At 58.8% G+C, this 15,387-nt stretch carries 21 protein-coding genes; 1 reads left to right on the top strand and 20 read right to left on the bottom strand.

Annotated elements, in window-relative coordinates:
- The first annotated feature begins 26 nt into the window (after positions 1-26).
- Positions 27-257: a hypothetical protein gene (locus KL786_RS29640; protein ID WP_082118890.1), complete on the top strand. Its 231-nt coding sequence runs from the start codon at positions 27-29 to the stop codon at positions 255-257.
- Here KL786_RS29640 and KL786_RS20160 read toward each other — a convergent pair.
- From KL786_RS20160 to KL786_RS20065, 20 genes are all read right to left on the bottom strand, one after another.
- Entirely contained in the window at positions 241-504 is a 264-nt protein-coding gene (locus tag KL786_RS20160) for a hypothetical protein (RefSeq protein WP_046489924.1), read from the bottom strand. The genes KL786_RS29640 and KL786_RS20160 overlap by 17 nt on opposite strands.
- 34 nt (positions 505-538) lie before the next feature.
- Complete coding sequence (locus KL786_RS20155; RefSeq protein ID WP_046489986.1) at positions 539-1,150, bottom strand: tail assembly protein; 612 nt, start codon at positions 1,148-1,150, stop codon at positions 539-541.
- A gap of 59 nt (positions 1,151-1,209) precedes the next feature.
- Entirely contained in the window at positions 1,210-1,638 is a 429-nt protein-coding gene (locus KL786_RS20150) for a lipoprotein (RefSeq protein ID WP_215518738.1), read from the bottom strand.
- 58 nt (positions 1,639-1,696) lie between these two features.
- On the bottom strand, positions 1,697-2,329 hold the full coding sequence (locus tag KL786_RS20145; protein ID WP_215518737.1) for a hypothetical protein: 633 nt from the start codon (positions 2,327-2,329) through the stop codon (positions 1,697-1,699).
- A gap of 93 nt (positions 2,330-2,422) precedes the next feature.
- Positions 2,423-3,178 (bottom strand): C40 family peptidase, encoded by a 756-nt coding sequence (locus tag KL786_RS20140; protein ID WP_215518736.1) that lies wholly within the window; start codon positions 3,176-3,178, stop codon positions 2,423-2,425.
- A 762-nt stretch (positions 3,179-3,940) separates the two neighbouring features.
- A complete protein-coding gene (locus KL786_RS20135) occupies positions 3,941-4,693 on the bottom strand; it encodes a phage minor tail protein L (RefSeq protein ID WP_215518735.1) in 753 nt (250 codons plus the stop codon).
- 9 nt (positions 4,694-4,702) lie between these two features.
- Positions 4,703-5,041, bottom strand: coding sequence for a phage tail protein (locus KL786_RS20130; protein WP_215518734.1), 339 nt, complete (start codon positions 5,039-5,041; stop codon positions 4,703-4,705).
- Positions 5,041-8,022 carry a phage tail tape measure protein gene (locus tag KL786_RS20125; RefSeq protein ID WP_215518733.1) on the bottom strand — a complete coding sequence of 994 codons (2,982 nt, stop codon included), beginning with the start codon at positions 8,020-8,022 and terminating at the stop codon, positions 5,041-5,043. Before KL786_RS20125 ends, KL786_RS20130 begins: the two co-directional genes overlap by 1 nt.
- A 57-nt stretch (positions 8,023-8,079) precedes the next feature.
- Positions 8,080-8,412, bottom strand: coding sequence for a hypothetical protein (locus tag KL786_RS20120; RefSeq protein WP_215518732.1), 333 nt, complete (start codon positions 8,410-8,412; stop codon positions 8,080-8,082).
- A 73-nt stretch (positions 8,413-8,485) separates the two neighbouring features.
- A complete protein-coding gene (locus KL786_RS20115) occupies positions 8,486-8,734 on the bottom strand; it encodes a DUF1799 domain-containing protein (RefSeq protein ID WP_215518731.1) in 249 nt (82 codons plus the stop codon).
- 62 nt (positions 8,735-8,796) lie between these two features.
- Positions 8,797-9,180 carry a phage tail assembly chaperone gene (locus KL786_RS20110; RefSeq protein ID WP_172315010.1) on the bottom strand — a complete coding sequence of 128 codons (384 nt, stop codon included), beginning with the start codon at positions 9,178-9,180 and terminating at the stop codon, positions 8,797-8,799.
- 3 nt (positions 9,181-9,183) lie between these two features.
- On the bottom strand, positions 9,184-9,840 hold the full coding sequence (locus KL786_RS20105) for a phage tail protein (RefSeq protein WP_215518730.1): 657 nt from the start codon (positions 9,838-9,840) through the stop codon (positions 9,184-9,186).
- A gap of 71 nt (positions 9,841-9,911) precedes the next feature.
- The gene (locus tag KL786_RS20100; protein WP_034120569.1) at positions 9,912-10,328 is read right to left on the bottom strand and encodes a phage tail terminator-like protein; all 417 of its coding nucleotides are present in this window, start codon (positions 10,326-10,328) and stop codon (positions 9,912-9,914) included.
- The gene (locus KL786_RS20095) at positions 10,325-10,750 is read right to left on the bottom strand and encodes an HK97 gp10 family phage protein (protein ID WP_215518772.1); all 426 of its coding nucleotides are present in this window, start codon (positions 10,748-10,750) and stop codon (positions 10,325-10,327) included. The genes KL786_RS20100 and KL786_RS20095 overlap by 4 nt, the downstream gene beginning before the upstream one ends.
- 11 nt (positions 10,751-10,761) lie before the next feature.
- Positions 10,762-11,148 (bottom strand): hypothetical protein, encoded by a 387-nt coding sequence (locus tag KL786_RS20090; RefSeq protein ID WP_215518729.1) that lies wholly within the window; start codon positions 11,146-11,148, stop codon positions 10,762-10,764.
- Positions 11,148-12,203 (bottom strand): putative phage head morphogenesis protein, encoded by a 1,056-nt coding sequence (locus tag KL786_RS20085; protein ID WP_215518728.1) that lies wholly within the window; start codon positions 12,201-12,203, stop codon positions 11,148-11,150. The genes KL786_RS20090 and KL786_RS20085 overlap by 1 nt, the downstream gene beginning before the upstream one ends.
- Positions 12,200-12,757, bottom strand: coding sequence for a DnaT-like ssDNA-binding protein (locus KL786_RS20080; RefSeq protein ID WP_215518727.1), 558 nt, complete (start codon positions 12,755-12,757; stop codon positions 12,200-12,202). The genes KL786_RS20085 and KL786_RS20080 overlap by 4 nt, the downstream gene beginning before the upstream one ends.
- A gap of 781 nt (positions 12,758-13,538) precedes the next feature.
- Positions 13,539-13,928 (bottom strand): hypothetical protein, encoded by a 390-nt coding sequence (locus KL786_RS20075; RefSeq protein ID WP_215518726.1) that lies wholly within the window; start codon positions 13,926-13,928, stop codon positions 13,539-13,541.
- A gap of 10 nt (positions 13,929-13,938) precedes the next feature.
- Positions 13,939-14,898: a DUF2184 domain-containing protein gene (locus KL786_RS20070; protein ID WP_215518725.1), complete on the bottom strand. Its 960-nt coding sequence runs from the start codon at positions 14,896-14,898 to the stop codon at positions 13,939-13,941.
- 1 nt (position 14,899) lies between these two features.
- Complete coding sequence (locus KL786_RS20065; RefSeq protein ID WP_150596931.1) at positions 14,900-15,379, bottom strand: structural cement protein Gp24; 480 nt, start codon at positions 15,377-15,379, stop codon at positions 14,900-14,902.
- Positions 15,380-15,387: the final 8 nt, after the last annotated feature.

The raw sequence follows: 15,387 nt of genomic DNA, 5'->3' as shown, positions 1-15,387 counted from the left end.
CGCCCTCTCACAACCAAGGAGCGGTCATGTCAATACGAAGTCTTGCTAAAAACCTTCCAAAGGACCCGGATGTGCTTGGCAGCGTCCTAGGCTGGGCAGTTGTGCGCGACTCCCCGTGGAGCTTTATCGACATCTACGCAAACAAAGAAGCCGCAGAGGCTGAGGCAAAGCGACTTGGCGCCGGACACTCAGTTAAATACGGATCTCACAAACTCGGAACTGACAACTTCGTAGGAGGCTCTACGCCTCAGAAATAACCTCAAGGTCTTCCGCCGCGAAATGGATTCGCCCAGGGCCAGACACAAGCTCAGCAGTGAGCCCTGGCAATCCAGTGTAGGCGCGCCGATATCCGTCCTCGCCTTGGTACTTCCCAGTGAACTTCATTCGATCAATCTCCAGGCCGTCACCCAAGATAGCCACCTCGGAGTCCGCACCGCAGATCGCGCCATCCCGGACATTGAACAGGTCCCAGATCGTCAAGATGTAGCGTTGGCTTTTATTCATACGGCGCTCCGCAAGTGACTTATTTTTAACCCAATCACATCTGATCCTCCGCATAAATGGCAGCACTGATGATCGCGCCGCCCACTCGCCGTTTTCCGTAGCAGAGCGGTACCGGGTTACCAGATGCAGTGGTGTTCTTGGCGCTGCCGAAGGCGTAGCCGGGGGTGTTCTCTGGCGCGGCGCTGGTCTTGAGGCCGCCGGCCTGGGGGCTGAGCATCTGGATCACGCCGCCCAGCGCAAGAGAAGCGCCCATCATCATCATTCCAGAAGTAAACGGTGTGGCAGTACCGCCAGAGGCATAAGTCAATACCGCCCCTACCGCTAGCAAAACAACACCCACGACTGTTTGAAGCACGCCACCACGCTTACTCCCGCAGATAACCGGAGCAATACGAATATCTCCAGTTCCGCCGTAGCTAAGCTCTTTTTCTTCGAGATTCTTGCTTCCGCGAAATATAGCGAACTCGATGCCTCTCGATTTTGCATTTGAGATGAATCGCTCAAAACCAGGAATCTGGACACAAAGAGCTTTAATTGCTTCGGCGGGCGACCTGACGGAAATTCGGAAAGAACGCCCGAACTGGCGGAGTTGCCCATACAATAAGATTGTCGTCATAGGCTGATATTCGATAGCGAGTGCGGCCATTACTTTTCTCCAGATAATAAAAAACCACCCGAAGGTGGTCTGCATGCCTGATCTAGCGATCACATGGATGTTGGCCTGATATCGAGGCCGACTTGGGTGTCGCCGCCTATCCTGAATTTTTTAACGCTTCCGTCCTGAACAATTGTTGATTGTTCCTTTCTCAAGCTGCACCAGCCGCACGTTCCTCCACTGCGCTCATCGCCAGACAGCCCAATCAGGTGCTCTCCGGCAGGCACGTACAAGCGAACCACCTCTCCAGTATCGATGCGCGCTGAAAACTTACCATCGACCAATACCCCTACGTAGCACGCACCACCTACAAATCCCGTATCTCGCGTGACGATAACCGTACCGTGCGGTCCTGATGGCTTTTTCGAGAATGCCAAAACCCTATCAGCCGGTACAGGTTTGGCCTTGTCCGCCGATACTTGAGATGTCGAGCACCCCGCCAGCATCGCCACCGCTACCGCCGCTATCAAAATTCGCATGATCGATCCTCGTCCTGAAAGTAGAGACTGTATCACCCTGCATCATGGCAGCGAATAATCAGGCTCTTTTCGCGCCTGGCGCAACCATCAGCGCTTCTTGTGGCGACCACCCAGCATTAACTCTGTCCAGAAGCGTCGTTTTGTTGATGCCCGTGCGCTCTGCCCATTCGGAGATACAGAGCGATTCTCCAAGGTGTGTCATCACTCTGTTTGTGCGCTTATTTCTTGCCTGCTCAAGCGGTGTAGCCCAGCGACAATTATCCTTGCAGTAGTCGCCATCAACATCTCGGCGATCAAGCGTAGTTCCAGCCGGCCGCTCACCCATATCCTCAATAAAATTCAAAAAGTCAGACCATCTATCGCAAAACCGAATTCCGCGACCGCCGTAGTTTGAATATTCGACGTCAGCAGGATTTAGACACCTAGCCTTCATGGACGACCAAGTCTTGTACAGGGGGTTTTTCTTGACCTTGTGTGGCGCGGCATCAGCGTTTCTTGCGGCCAACATCTCGCGTTTGATACATCCGCATGAGGATGTGTTGCCATTCCTAAGGCTGGGGGTGATCACATCGACCACGCCACCACAATCGCATACACAAGACCACTTGCTAGACGCGCCAGTACGTGCCGCCTCTGTTGTTACCACCAGCCGGCCAAATCTATGACCGGACAAATCAAGTTTTGCTGGCATATCGAACACCTCTATTCGACCCCCCCCCGTATGGAAGCGTGGCAGGCACGGAGGTAAGTGCTTTTCGACTGGCCAGTCTAGCCACCTGGATAATTATACAGCCTTTTCATGGCGCAATATGTATCTGGTGCGCAGTGCCCATGGTCCGCCGAACACCAAAATCTCGGACGGCCTACCGTACATGTGGTGAAGCATGAAAGGCCCGGGGCCGAAGGTGCCCGACTCTTCGCCTGGTAGCGCTGGGTCAGTGCCCAGGTAGATCCCGGCGTGGTTCGGGTGAACCGTGCGCCCGACCTGCATAACGATCAGATCCCCTCGCTGTGGCCGGTCTACACGTACAAAACCGGCGCCCTCGTAGTTCGCCTCGTACAGGCTGGCGTTCTCCGCACTCTCCCACCAGCCATCGGCACGCTGGAAGGCTTCGAACTCCAGCCCCCACTCACGCTTGTACCAGTCAGCGCAGACCTGCCAGCAGTCCCAGGCGCCGTGCACGAACGGGCGCTTGAGCAGCGGGGTGTTCGGCTCAGGGAGGATTTCCCTAAGGTCGCCTTCGGGCCAGCTTAGTATCCACCAAGGCAAGCCAGACGCGCAGCACATCGCCAGATCTGCTGGAGAGGGCCTACTCGTCGCGTCTGGATGACTGTGAAATACGCCGACTATCTCGCCTAGGTCCTCGGCAGCCGCATACTCCTCGGGAGGGATTCTGAACTGCTCCGTTCGGTCAGCCGATGAGTTGGTGCAGCGAATGTATTTTTTCGAATTGCCCTGCTGGATTACCAGCCCGCAAGCCTCACCAGGATACGCATCGGCAGCGTGGGTACTGAACGCCTTAATTAGTCTTTTTTGCATACTCGCGCCCATTGAAAAGGGCGCCGAAGCGCCCCTTGTTATGCGGATTTTTTGATGTATTTTCGGACGGGTTTGTTTACCGCGTCTGCCTCTGACCATCCAATCGCGATCCTTCCGCAAATCACATGCTGAGCCAGGCCGGTTTTCTCTGCCCATCTACTCGCGCACATCTCTTGCCCGCCTGATCGTATGGTGAGGTTTGTTCGTTTGTTGCGATTTTGGGTCGTGGTTGTGGCCCAAATGCAATTGTCAGGGTCGTAACCAAGGCTTCCATCCAGCCTTTCAATGGAGTGCCCAGCTGGCCGCTCCCCCATATCGGCTAAAAATTTAGGGAAGTCGCGCCATTCCTCGCAAACCTTTATCCCTCTGCCGCCATAATTGGCGAAATCCTTGCACTGACTGTTTTCACATCTGTCTCGGATATTTGCCCAGGTTTGATAGAGCTCATGCCCAAACAAGCCGTGAGTAGTAGCTCGCTCTTTTTTGAGGCATCCGCAAGATAGCGTTGCGCCTCTCGTCATGGCGTCAGCGCCAACGACCTTAAGAACCCCGCACGAGCATTGACAAACCCACTGCGCCTTCCGGCCTTTCGACTCAGCCTCAGACACCACAGTCAGACGGCCAAATACTCGCCCGAGCAAATCAGTTTTTTTGCCTGCCATTTCCCACACCCCTACAGTATGAAACCTAACTGGATAGGAGTGGCAGGTCGGTTAGGTGCCGACTTTTCGGGTTGCATGCCCTAGCCACGCGGTCATTGTACTACGATCTGGACACGAGGCTCACTGCGGGAAATCCCCCGAATCCCAATTCTTCGTTCTCGCCAAATCTGAGCTTGCATGAGGACAGGCATCCCTTGCATTGGTCCTTGGCTGGGTCATCCGTGGGGTTGTCCTCGTCATCGAACATGGCCGCACCGGTGTAGCCACAGTCCGGCCCGCGGTAGCCGTTTGTCATACTCCAGTGGCAAAACGTCGTCATCTGTCGACCAGGCAGCCCGTGGTTGTCGATCTCGCCTGGCGAAGACAGCTCCCAGACCACCGCCTCACCGTCCTCGCTGGTTTTCTGGTCGATGTACCAGATCTCCAGCGCCTCCTGGGTCGGATCGGCAGTTGGGTTGCCTTCAGGAAAGTTTGCCGCGTCCAGGTACTGGGCCAGGGTCTCGCGAACCGTAAGCTTGAACTTGAGCATGTCCTCGAAGGCCAGGCACAACGCCGTGACTCGCCCGTTCACGTTGCCGGCGGCGAATGTCGGCCGTGAGGCTGTGCCGTCGCTACTCGAGGAAATCCCCTCAATCTGTACCGGCCAGGCCGCGTACTCCTCGCCCTGCCACCAGATCGACTTCGCCGGCAGATCCTCTTCCGAATGCTCGTAGGCCAGCAACTCTTCTGGCGTGTGCGGAATGGCGTGCCCGTGGAAGCGCAGGTAATCCGCGCCGTACTCAGTCCCGTCAATTTCAAACAGGCGAATCTCGCCGCCGGGCTCCAGTTTCTGGATGTCCGTGATCAGTGCCATGGATGGGCCTCAGGGATGAAAGGTTTGCTTGAAGGTGGCGGTGATGGCGTAGACCTGGCCACCGCGGTGAACCGGCTTGTAGCCGTTGCACTTGTAGAGGCCAAGCTCGCCCAATGGCGGCTCCCATAGGAAGCCCTTGGCGCCCTTGTGCCGATCAAGGAACGCCTTGATCAACATCACCCGAGGCTTGGCGCCAGTGAAGACGAGCGGCCAGGCCTGCGACTGGTTGTTGAGGCCGTCCTCGACCGACTGCTCGTATCCATCCCCGAACTGCTTGGTGCGGACGCGCTGGGTAACGTCCCCTTCCGCGCCCTTCTCTGTCTCCCAGATGAATCGTTCGATGGCCATCAGCGCCCCTTGATTGCTTTGTTGATGACGCCGCCTTGGCGCATGTCCTTCGTCCGTAGCTCCTGGTACTTCTGCTCGACGAACGTTGCCAGCTCTTTGCCGAACAGGTCGTAGCCAGGGTCGTCAGAAGAGGACGACGCGTTACCGTCACCATCGATGTTAACCTCGACGTTGATCTGAGTTGCACCCGCCCCGCCACCGCCCATGGCCATAACGCCGAGCTTGCCGCTGGACGTTCGGGTCAGCGGCATGATCGCCTCCGGACCGGCCTCACCAGCGATACCCATGTTGCCGTTCGCCATGCCAAACGAGGTTGGCTTGCTGACGATGGAGTTGGTGAACGCGCCGCCGTCGGCGAACATCTGCACGCCGCCCGACCAGGCGCCGCCCATGGCTTGCGGGAAGTAGCTGCCGGAGTAGCCCCCCGCTGAAGCGCCAAGGTTGGAAGATGCAGCGCCAGCAGATCCGGCCGCCAGTCCGTTGCCGCCAGCGGCACTGCCGCCGAAGTAACTCGCCGCCGCCCCCACCAGGCTGCCCAGCAAAGCGGAACTGGCCTGACGTGTCGCAATGCGCGCCATGTCCGCCAAGATCGACTTGGTGAAGTCCGCGAACGACGCTTTGCCTGTAACGGCGAAGTTGACCAGCGAATCCTCCATGGAGCTGAAGGCGTTGCCGAACAGGCTCTTGGTCTGCCCTGCGATGTTTTGCGCCGAATCCAGGTAGTTGGCCCAGGCCGATGTAGCGCCCTTCGTCCAATCGCCCTGAGCGGCCTCCACATCCGCGTAGTTTTGCCGGATCTGGTCGGTCGCCTTCTTGTTCGCATCGGCGAGCGCCTGGGATTTACGCTTGAACTCTTCCTCCGACATGTTCCGCGACGGGTCGGACTTCTGGTTGGCCAACTCCAGGGACTGCTGAGCAAACCGGTCTTGCTGGCTGTTCAGTTCGCCGCTGAGCGCGTTTTGGCGATCACCCTGGCCCACGCCGAGGACTGCGCGCTGGCCAGCCAATTCAAGTGCCCGCTGCTGCTGCCCCAGCGCCTGGATGTAGGTGCTGATCGCGCGCTCCTGCTTGGCAAGGCGCCCGGCCTCGTTGGTGGCCAGCACTTCGAGTTGGCTATCGGCATCCTTCTGCGCTTTGACCATCCCAGCGCGCGCGTCAGCGATCTTCTGGTCCAGCTGGATGCTTTGCGCGGCCGACGTGGTCTTCTTGCCCTTGGCGACCTCAAGCGCGGTGATCTCCGCCTCGTAGGCTGCCGTCACCTGATCTCGCTCGTTGCCGATCAGGGCCTGGCTCTTGAGCAGGTAGTCTTCCTGGGTGACCAGGCCGGCCTTTTGAGCCGCCTCCAGTTCCTTCTTGGCGTTCTTGTACTCGCCGAGGATCAGCGAAAGCTGGTTCTTCGAGTCGTTGAACTCGGTCAGGTTTAACGCACCGGCCGGACCGGCGGCCTTTTTATTAGCATCAACGATCTGTTTGTTGACGCCAGCAACAGCGCTCTCGTACTGCTTTTGAAGGTCAGGCGAGTACGTATTGTTGGCGATGTTCTTCTGCCGTGCTTTGTCCAGGTCAATAAGCTTTTTCTCAAGCTTCTGGACCTGGGTCTGCGCCGAATCAGCTTCGCGAGCAATGAGCTGCATGCCACTTACGGCTGCTTCCTGGCGCTGCTGATCCTGCTGCTTGGCTTGGGCGCGGTTGCGGCGCTCCTGCTCCTCAAGCATCAACGAGGTTCTGTCGGACTCGATTTGAGCCGCGCTCCTACCGCCACCACCCCGAGGTCCTGCGCCAAGGCGCGCAGCGTTCTGGGCCTGCTTATCCAGATCAGCCAGCTTTTCCTCGTAGGTGGCTTCTCGACCAATATCAAGCGCCGAATCCCAAGCCCATTTGGCAGCCTTGGCCACGTTGCTCCAGGCTTTTTCTATGGTGCCCAGGCGTTGAGTGATCTGATCACCGCGCGACTGGATGGCATCGGCGAACGCATCGGTCGCTAACCTCACAGAGGCGGCCTGCTCGCCCTGCTTCTCCAGCGCAACAATCTGCTCGTAGACCGAGGCGGTAAGGTAATGATACTGCTCGTTGAGCTTGATCGACGCGGCGACAGGCTCCTTGGCGATCGAGGCGAACTGAGCAACAGTTTCTCCTACGGCCTTGCCTGTGGCCTCTTCCATAGTTAGGGCGGCCTTGGTGATCTCCTCGAAGCTGTAGGCTGCGATGTTGCCGCTGCCTGCCAGTTGAGCAAGAACCGTCGACGCTGCTCCGGTCGTGCCAACCGTTGAGCTGACCTGCTTTGCCAGGGATGCAAGACCATCAGCCGTTGTCCCGGCATAGTTGCCTGTCAGGATCAGCGATTTGTTGTACTCGTCAGCCTCCTGGCTACCCTTGTAGTAAGCCAGGCCGAGAGCTGCTACTGCAGCTGCTGCGACGGTGAAAGGATTGACAAGGCCGAGCACATATCCGCCCAACGCCTTAGCTGCCGGACCGACACCACCGAACATATCCTTAAGTTGTCCGCCCTGCTGGAGCAGAACAGTCAACGGGGCTTGTCCAGCTTGAAGCGACACCGCAATGTCCGTGAATTGCGCAGGCACACCACGTAGCGCAGCGGCTGTTTGCTTGGCAGTGTTGCCGGTACGGGTCAGCGAGTCGTCGAAACGCCCAATGTTAGACCGCGTCTGATCGATCTTGGCCTGGTACTCACTGAAGGTAGAGGCGTCAAGTGCGCCGAGCTTCTTCTGCTTCGCAAGCTTGGTTTCGAGCTCGTCAAGGCGACCCAGAGCCTTGACGGTCGGGTCGATCTCGCCAAGCAGGTCGCTCAACTCATCCTTCTGCTTCTTGATCGAGGCTGTAGCCTTGTCAGCGCCACGAGCCACACCATCGGCTGCCTTTTCTGCGCGCGCCCCGGCGGCAGTAAGCTTGTCTAGATCGGTGCTTGCCTGCGCAGCATCCGTCGAATCGACCTTTATGCCGAGCTCAGCAATCGACGTCATACTTTTCTCCAGGCACAAAAAAGCCCGCTCAGTGGCGGGCCATTGGGTTCACTTGAACTACTGCTTTAGCTTTGAATTCGTTTCTGCAAACTGACAGGTAATGTTGATGTCTGTCTGCATGTTTTCGCCGAACTTCGCCACAGGCCTTGTCCCTACGCCTTCGACGACATACTTGGAGAAACCGGCATATCCTCCATAGCTGTTCTTGGCGTTTACTTCTCCACATACAACCGTATTGTCTGGAAGTCGATAAACCTTCTCGCCCCTGAACTCAGCCGATGCCGAATCATTGAGGTTGCGCTTAACCTCTTCTCTGGCGCCATTTATGTCGCCATTACCGCACGCAGACAACAGCGCGCCAATCATCCCCACCAGCATCAATCGCTTCATCATCAGCTCCCTGTAGATAGCGGCAATCTACCACCATCCACGGGGCGCGCCCAATAACCATTCGGCGCACTGATCACTTGCTCTCGCTCATCACCAGCAGTGCTTCGGCCTCCATCATCCGCAGATCAGGGAAAGCCATCGCCAACTCAGCGCGCTTGAGGCCGATCATGCTGGCCACCGGCTTGAGTGCGTTGTAGTCCAGGCCCACGGCGCCGCCCATACCCACACGCCACTGCGTGGACATCGCCTCGAACAGCAGGAAGGCCGGCCAGTTATCTGGCCAGACCTCGTACTCTTCATCGGGGATGTCGGCCTTGGTCATGCCGAAGGCCGCCAGGTCAGCCTCTGACGGCCCTTGCTCGTACAGGATGCGGGCGACGCCGGTCAGTTTCCCAGGCGGGCCGGCTGGTAGGCGGCCTGATAGGCGGCCAGCACTGCCTGAGGCGCACCTACGCAGGTGGTGACCAGCGCAGTCATGGCTTCGTCCGACAGCTTCTCGTCGAAGCCCCAGCCGCTGACAATGTCCTTGAGCTGTTCGACCTGCAGCGCGATCTCCGAGGAAGTGGCGTCCTGCCAGGACATGCCCTCGTCTTGCACCTTGGTGGCGTGCGCATCGCGCGCAGTGTTCCAGCGGTCGAACAGTGCCGACAGCGCAATGCGGTCCAGGTACTTGAATTCGAAGTCCACAGCCACAGCTTCACCGCCCACACGAGGGATCTGCACTTTGGCCTTGAACGTTGGGTTTGGCGCGATCTTGATCTTGGCCATGGGTTACACCACCACGGCCGAGTAACGGGTTGGACGGCCAGCCAGGGACAGCGTGATGACACGGGTCATCAGGTTGTTACGAGACAGCGCTGGGGTCGACGTAATGATCACGTAGGCGTTGTACAGGATGCTGTCGCCGTTCGGCAGGTTCAGGCGCAGTACACGGGTTACTTTGTCCTCGTCGGCGGTTTCAACCACTGGCACGTACGGTAGCGACGGGTCATCAGCTACGGTGAACGACATGCTGATCGGGTTCTTGGTGGTCGGAATCTGGCGGTCGTCATCGTCAGCCAGGAAGCCGAAGGTCAGGAACTGCTGGTCGCCGCCGATGGTAGCCACGTCGGTGATCTGCGAGATCTCAACGAAACCGGTTACCTCGCGCACCGAACCCGCGCCAGAGCCAGCCGGGTATGGTTGAAGGTTGGTGGTGTTGACGTTTTCCAGGGCGAAGGTGCCGGTCAGGCTGGCAGCCACGCGCGCGGCACGGTCATTAAGGCGAGTCCAGCCGGAGGTCACTGCGATGATGTCGCCATCACTCAGGCCGTGGGCCGCAGAAGTGGCCACCGCCGGGTTGGCGTTGCTCAGCGCGGTTACCGGGATCGCCGGGCCGTAGGTCGAAGCGATTTGCAGGGTCGCGCCGTTGGGGAGTCGAAAGCCCATGTGTATTTTCCTCTTTGCAGAAATGACAAAACCCGCTCAGTGGCGGGTTCTGGGTTTGCCCAGCGGGCGAATTAGTTGGTGTCAGCGCGGTACTGGAACGAGGCCGGTATGGTGTATGTGGTTCCGTCAGGAATACCTGGGCCCGGCCCGACTGGCGTCAGCACGATGGCGACCAGTCCGGCGCGCGGGATGCGCAGGTTTACCGGGAACAGCGCGGCCAGTTCGTCGACTATGCCGCTCGCCTCAGTCCGATACTTCCCTGACGGGGCCACAATGTTGACCTGAAACACGCCTACGTACAGGTGGTGGTCGCCGCCCAGCGTGTTACTGCCGGTCACTGCCGGCAGGGTGAAGGCCCGCAGATAGGTTTCGCCGGACGCCGGTGTGTAGGTCTCGTTCTCGACCACCACTTTGAGTGGCTTCGTTCGCGTCTTGGCCCAGGCCAGCAGGCGCGACTCAAAGGCCGCCGCGATGATGTTGTGGCTCATACCTGGTTATTCCTGATGGCTTCTTCGACGATCTGCTGGAAGCGGGCCAGCGTTATCTGCACCATGCCGGCGGGCGCCTGATCGGAATGCCCGTACTCAAGCGGAACACCGTAGACCAGGTTGTTGACGATGTAGGCGACCTGCCCAGCCTCCAGCTTGCTGACCTCGGCCACCAGAGTGGCAATGGTTTCGTGTCCTGCCTTGTCGAAGGTGTCGATACTCTGATTCGAAGGGGCGCCCACGGTGAACTGCCAGTTGCCTTTGAATCGCCCGGTGTCCACCGGTGACAGGCGGATTACCGAAGTTCCGATCTCGATCACCACCTCGCGGAAAACGTCGTCGATGGCTTCCTTTGTCTGCTCGGCGAATGCCGCCAGGCTCTCGGCAAAACCCCCTTGCTGTCCGCCGTAGCGGCTGGTCATGTGATTTGCCATTACTTGCGCACCTGCAGCTCAAATCCAACCGCCATGCCGGCGTAGTTCCATGGGCCGACGGCGATGACGGTGTAGGTGGTGCCGTCGAACTGGATTCGGTCGTTGCTCAGCGGGGTCGGCATATCCGCTCCACTGAGCTGAACCGGCGAGACCAACAGCTTGACGTCACCGCGCACGATCAGCGTGCCATCGATGTACTTGTTGTCGTATTCCTCTCGGAAGCCTGAGCCGTTCACGACCATCTCGCTTGGTGTCGGCGGTGCATCTGGGTCGTACTCGCCCACGGTTTCCCGGCGCAGGACCAGCTCCAGGCCTTTCCCGCCTTTGCTGCGCGGCGCAAGCATCCGCGTGGCCAGGGCCTTTGCGCGATCATAGATATCTGGCATCACTTGCGCCTTATTTTGTAGATGGCCGAGCATCTGCAGTTGGCCCGCTCACTCCACCCGGCCCCCAGGCTGGTATCGCCCGGATATCGAAGCAGCGCACCGGTGGGGCTCTGGAATGGCTGATCCTTCTGCACCTCTTGGCCGCCCATCACGGAGTGCGTGTGGCGGACCTTCTTGTCGCCTCGGTCGCGCCAGGTCTTCGTGACCGAATCGCGATCCAGGCCCTGCGCGATGAGCTGCTCGTAAACCTGGTCACGACCGGCACCGAACGACTCCAGCGCCTCAGCCTTGGACAGCATCTCGGCGTACGTCTTCATCAGGCGTTCAGCGTAGCGCCCGGCGATCTTGTCCACGTCAGCCTGTGCGACCGGCGTGCCCGCCTTTATAGCTCTGTTCACGATACCGTCGAAACGGCGGTCCCGGCGCTTGCGCTGAAGGTACTTGCGCATCTCGTCGGGATTGCCGCCCAGTAGCTGCGCACGGGCGTTCAGGACGTACTGGGCATAATTACCGGGCAGACCGATAACACCACCGGAGCGAGATCCGGTCTGAGCGCTCACACGACCCAGCAGGTCAAGCGCTGCCTGTCGTGGCGTGCGCACCATTGGCGTGGCACTGACTTCGACCTGTGCCGCAACAGGCTGTGCGCTGGGCCAGCCTACAATGCGGCGGCGACTTCCCATTGCTTCCCGAATGGCGGCACGCACATCGATAGCTGCGTTTGCTCGAATCTCTTCTGCTTTGGCCGCCACCCACTTTTCAGCGGCAGGTTGGCGGACATCGAACTCGAACCGCCCAAGCTCGCGCGGAATGACGATCGCCTTAACTTCGAACTTGGCGCCGGCAATGAATACCGACCTGGCGAGCTCAAGGAATGCGGACAACGCGCCAAGGCTGAGCAGCGCCACCAGGCCCTCTTCATCCTCTTCAGCGATAAGGCGCTCAACTTCTGCAACCGTTGCCGCGCTGACCACCGTCTTGACCTGCTCCAGATAGGCCCGCTGCATCGCAGGCTCCATTCCTTCGATGGCCTGGATGATCTGCGCCGGGGTCATACCGTAAATACCGCAGGCATCGTGTAGCGAGCCACCAGAACCGGGGCAATCATCTCGTCAATGATGCTGATCACCGGGCGGACAGAACCGGCGGCGTCCGCACCCGCCGACACGGCGAATTCAGTTTCAAGCGGGCCGACCTTCTCACGCTTGACCAATGATGCAGACACGAAGTCAGGGCTGAGGCTTCCAGGGTTAAGAGCCTCCCTATAACCAGCTTCAGCAGTTGCGTTTTTCACTTCCGCCGGCACTGTAGAGTCGGATATCGGAAGACCTTCGTAATCCTCCGCGCCTCTCCTTGGCCACTCCAGCGCCTGACCACGGCCATTCTTTTTCTCTCCTGAGAAAAGCGATGCCCACCTACCAGACTGCAGCTGCTTCCTATATTTGCCATCAATGTAGGTGGTTGCCCTGCGAAGCGCTGACTCATTTTGCTCATCTGTAAAGCCAGATATATCTATGCCGCGTCCCGCGGCATAAGCCTTGAGCGAATCCAGTGAAATATAGGACTCGGCGGCAGGAAGTCCGGTGCCGTCCTCAACGATAAGTGGCATAATAAATTCCCGGAATTATTTCTATGTAGCGCTAGAGCGCAGGAGACGTTTATGGGTAGCTGTAGTGTTGATGGCTGTGCTAAGCCGCATCAGGCTCGCGGCTACTGCGAAAGCCATTATCGAAAGCTCTTAAAATATGGCGACGCAGAGTACGTAACGCCTAAGTTTGTGCCTGATCGCTGCAAGGCTGATGCGTGCAAACGAAATGCGGAGTGCCAAGGCTATTGCAAGGCACATTACGCGCGCGTACTCAGGCATGGCGACCCGCTGCTGGGGCGGACTGCAATCGGAGGCGCGCTTCATTGGCTTGAGTCGAATGCATCGCACGAGGGTGATGAGTGCCTGATATGGCCATTTAGGCGTAGGCCTAACGGCTATGGCGAAGCACCCTTCCGAGGCGGGCGCATGGCTGCAAACCGGATAATGTGCATTCTTGCTCATGGCGAGCCGCCGACTGAAGAACACCACGCAGCTCATGACTGCGGCAATGGTTTTGGCGGCTGCGTAAATCCCAAACACCTTCGGTGGGCGACCAAGTCTTCCAATGAAATGGACAAGGTCGATCACGGAACCTCTAATCGCGGCTCGCGTCACGGAATGTCCAAACTGACAGAGAGCGAAGTGCGCTCAATCCGTGCAGCAGAGGGATCCATGACCCAAAAGGCTATCGCCGCGCAATTTGGAATCAGCAGAGCAGCTGTTGGTAGCATCCAATCAAGACAGCGGTGGTCTTGGCTGGACTGAATAGGTGGAGCGTCATGCGCTCCGGTTTTGCGGGGTGTTACGCCTTGGCGGTGGCCAGTGCGGCCTGCAGGGCTTCCAGGTTCGCTTCCTTGTCGAACTCGACATTCAGCGCGGTCAGCTCGTCGATGACCGTCTGCTTTTCGGCAGCGGCTTCGGCTTCTTCCAGCTTTTTGCGCAGGGTTTCGACTTTGCTGTTGCCAGCTGCGTCGATGCCCAGCGCCTTCAGCTTGGCGATCAGGTCGGCCTTCTCATCTGCTGCCGAGGCTTCTACCACCTCGAAACTGAGCGCTTCGACCTTCTTGGCCTGTTCAAGATCGCCCTCGGTCAGGGTCAGCTCGCGACTTACACCGATGCCGATCAGCTTGATCGCGCCCAATGCCCAGATTCCACGCGGGCAAAGACCGCTGTTGGTGACTTTCACTTTCATGACAACCCCCTTAGGCAGGCTCGGACACGCCGTCCATGTATGCCATGGCGCCTGGCAGGCGAACTTCAACACCGCCGGTACGCGCGATGATGCCGGTCTCGAAACCCATGATGGCCTTCTGATGAACCGGCAGCACCATGCGAGGCATTGGCAGGTGGAAGCGGATCACGTCCAGCGCCTTACGGTAGGCCACGATACGACCGCCACCACCAGCACCAGCGGTCGACAGGGAGTCGGCAGTGGTAATGGTCAGCGGGCGTCCGGTGCGCGCCGTGTAAACGTTGGATGTGCGGAAGCGCTCCAGGATGGTCGGGCTGTTCGCTTCGGTGCCAACAAACACGGTGGCAATGTAATCCATCACCTCCAGAGGCAGGGACAGGGTGTCGGCCAGCTCTACGTTGTTCGAAGCCTGCGGCACCAGCTTGAGCAGGCCGTTGAGATCGATCAGGATCTGTTGCGGAGTCTTGTCCGCAAACAGGGTAGAGCTTCCGGCACCGCTGGCCGCGGCGGTGATGGTCTGCACGTTGGACTGGTTGACAAAACCACGCCAGTTTTTCTCGGTGCTACCGGTGGTGGCGATGTCGTAGAGCAGGCGCTCGGTGGAGCGGCTGGCGGACATGGCTTTGAGGTCGTTCAGGTTGCGACCATACAGAGCGGCCTGATTGACTTCCTCCAGGTTCCACTCCCAGCCAGAGCCGATCATGGCGTAGTCGTGCGAGCCTTCGCCCCACGAAACGTTGTTGAACGGCATGTCATTGGCGGCGCCGGACAGGAACTTGGCTTCGCCCGCGAGCTGCATGCTGTAGAACTGGGTACCGATCGCCCACTGGTTACCTTCGGTGACGACAGGCATCAGGTCGCGGTAGCTGTATTCCGGGTAGCGAGCTTCATAGATCGCGGTTTCGATGTTGCGGCCCTGGGCTACAACGAATGGCAACGCTGCTTGAGCGTCTGCGAATGCTTGTCGCATGTTATGCGCTCCGGTTCTTGATGGAGATTTCGACGATGTCGTCAGCGGCACCAGTGGTATCGAAGAAGACATTTGCGAAAGGGCCAACGATACCGGTGCCGGCGGCGTTGGTGTATTTGTTGGTGGCGGTGATGTAGTAAACGGGATCACCGTCGACAACCGGGGCGCCGACCTGCACGTACATCTGGCCGCGCTCACGAATGGCTGCGGTGAAGTACTGCGGGTAGCCGTCGACCAGAGTCGAGCCCGCCGCCACAGCTGGAACTGCAGGGTTGAGCTTGGCGATACCGACGAACTTGCCGCCGGCCGCGAATGGCACAACGCCGTGGTCGCCAGCGCCGCGCATCACTGGCTCGCCGAAGCGAACACCAGCGGCGTTTTCAATGGTTCGACTTATGTCGTTCTTGATCTCTTCGTTCGCCGAGGCGCCATGCAGGCCCTTGGCTGGACGATCAGGGTAAGTCGTTTGATAAGCGGCCATGATGGCTC

Origin of the sequence: Pseudomonas sp. TAE6080, assembly GCF_018732265.1 — a bacterium.
GTDB lineage: Bacteria > Pseudomonadota > Gammaproteobacteria > Pseudomonadales > Pseudomonadaceae > Aquipseudomonas > Aquipseudomonas brenneri.
The sequence above is the reverse complement of the archived record's forward strand: the minus strand, read 5'-3'. Positions and strand labels throughout refer to the sequence as shown.

Bases quoted from the DNA above. Each gene is read 5' to 3' on its own strand.
- KL786_RS20075 (WP_215518726.1), bottom strand. From the start codon at position 13,928: ATGAAAGTGAAAGTCACCAACAGCGGTCTTTGCCCGCGTGGAATCTGG.
- KL786_RS20155 (WP_046489986.1), bottom strand. From the start codon at position 1,150: ATGGCCGCACTCGCTATCGAATATCAGCCTATGACGACAATCTTATTG.
- KL786_RS20090 (WP_215518729.1), bottom strand. From the start codon at position 11,148: ATGCCAGATATCTATGATCGCGCAAAGGCCCTGGCCACGCGGATGCTT.
- KL786_RS20100 (WP_034120569.1), bottom strand. From the start codon at position 10,328: ATGAGCCACAACATCATCGCGGCGGCCTTTGAGTCGCGCCTGCTGGCC.
- KL786_RS20160 (WP_046489924.1), bottom strand. From the start codon at position 504: ATGAATAAAAGCCAACGCTACATCTTGACGATCTGGGACCTGTTCAAT.
- KL786_RS20145 (WP_215518737.1), bottom strand. From the start codon at position 2,329: ATGCCAGCAAAACTTGATTTGTCCGGTCATAGATTTGGCCGGCTGGTG.
- KL786_RS20130 (WP_215518734.1), bottom strand. From the start codon at position 5,041: ATGGCCATCGAACGATTCATCTGGGAGACAGAGAAGGGCGCGGAAGGG.
- KL786_RS20080 (WP_215518727.1), bottom strand. From the start codon at position 12,757: ATGCCACTTATCGTTGAGGACGGCACCGGACTTCCTGCCGCCGAGTCC.
- KL786_RS20095 (WP_215518772.1), bottom strand. From the start codon at position 10,750: ATGACCAGCCGCTACGGCGGACAGCAAGGGGGTTTTGCCGAGAGCCTG.
- KL786_RS20110 (WP_172315010.1), bottom strand. From the start codon at position 9,180: ATGGCCAAGATCAAGATCGCGCCAAACCCAACGTTCAAGGCCAAAGTG.
- KL786_RS20085 (WP_215518728.1), bottom strand. From the start codon at position 12,203: ATGACCCCGGCGCAGATCATCCAGGCCATCGAAGGAATGGAGCCTGCG.
- KL786_RS20070 (WP_215518725.1), bottom strand. From the start codon at position 14,898: ATGCGACAAGCATTCGCAGACGCTCAAGCAGCGTTGCCATTCGTTGTA.
- KL786_RS20140 (WP_215518736.1), bottom strand. From the start codon at position 3,178: ATGCAAAAAAGACTAATTAAGGCGTTCAGTACCCACGCTGCCGATGCG.
- KL786_RS20125 (WP_215518733.1), bottom strand. From the start codon at position 8,022: ATGACGTCGATTGCTGAGCTCGGCATAAAGGTCGATTCGACGGATGCT.
- KL786_RS20135 (WP_215518735.1), bottom strand. From the start codon at position 4,693: ATGGCACTGATCACGGACATCCAGAAACTGGAGCCCGGCGGCGAGATT.
- KL786_RS29640 (WP_082118890.1), top strand. From the start codon at position 27: ATGTCAATACGAAGTCTTGCTAAAAACCTTCCAAAGGACCCGGATGTG.
- KL786_RS20115 (WP_215518731.1), bottom strand. From the start codon at position 8,734: ATGACCAAGGCCGACATCCCCGATGAAGAGTACGAGGTCTGGCCAGAT.
- KL786_RS20120 (WP_215518732.1), bottom strand. From the start codon at position 8,412: ATGAAGCGATTGATGCTGGTGGGGATGATTGGCGCGCTGTTGTCTGCG.
- KL786_RS20150 (WP_215518738.1), bottom strand. From the start codon at position 1,638: ATGCGAATTTTGATAGCGGCGGTAGCGGTGGCGATGCTGGCGGGGTGC.
- KL786_RS20065 (WP_150596931.1), bottom strand. From the start codon at position 15,379: ATGGCCGCTTATCAAACGACTTACCCTGATCGTCCAGCCAAGGGCCTG.
- KL786_RS20105 (WP_215518730.1), bottom strand. From the start codon at position 9,840: ATGGGCTTTCGACTCCCCAACGGCGCGACCCTGCAAATCGCTTCGACC.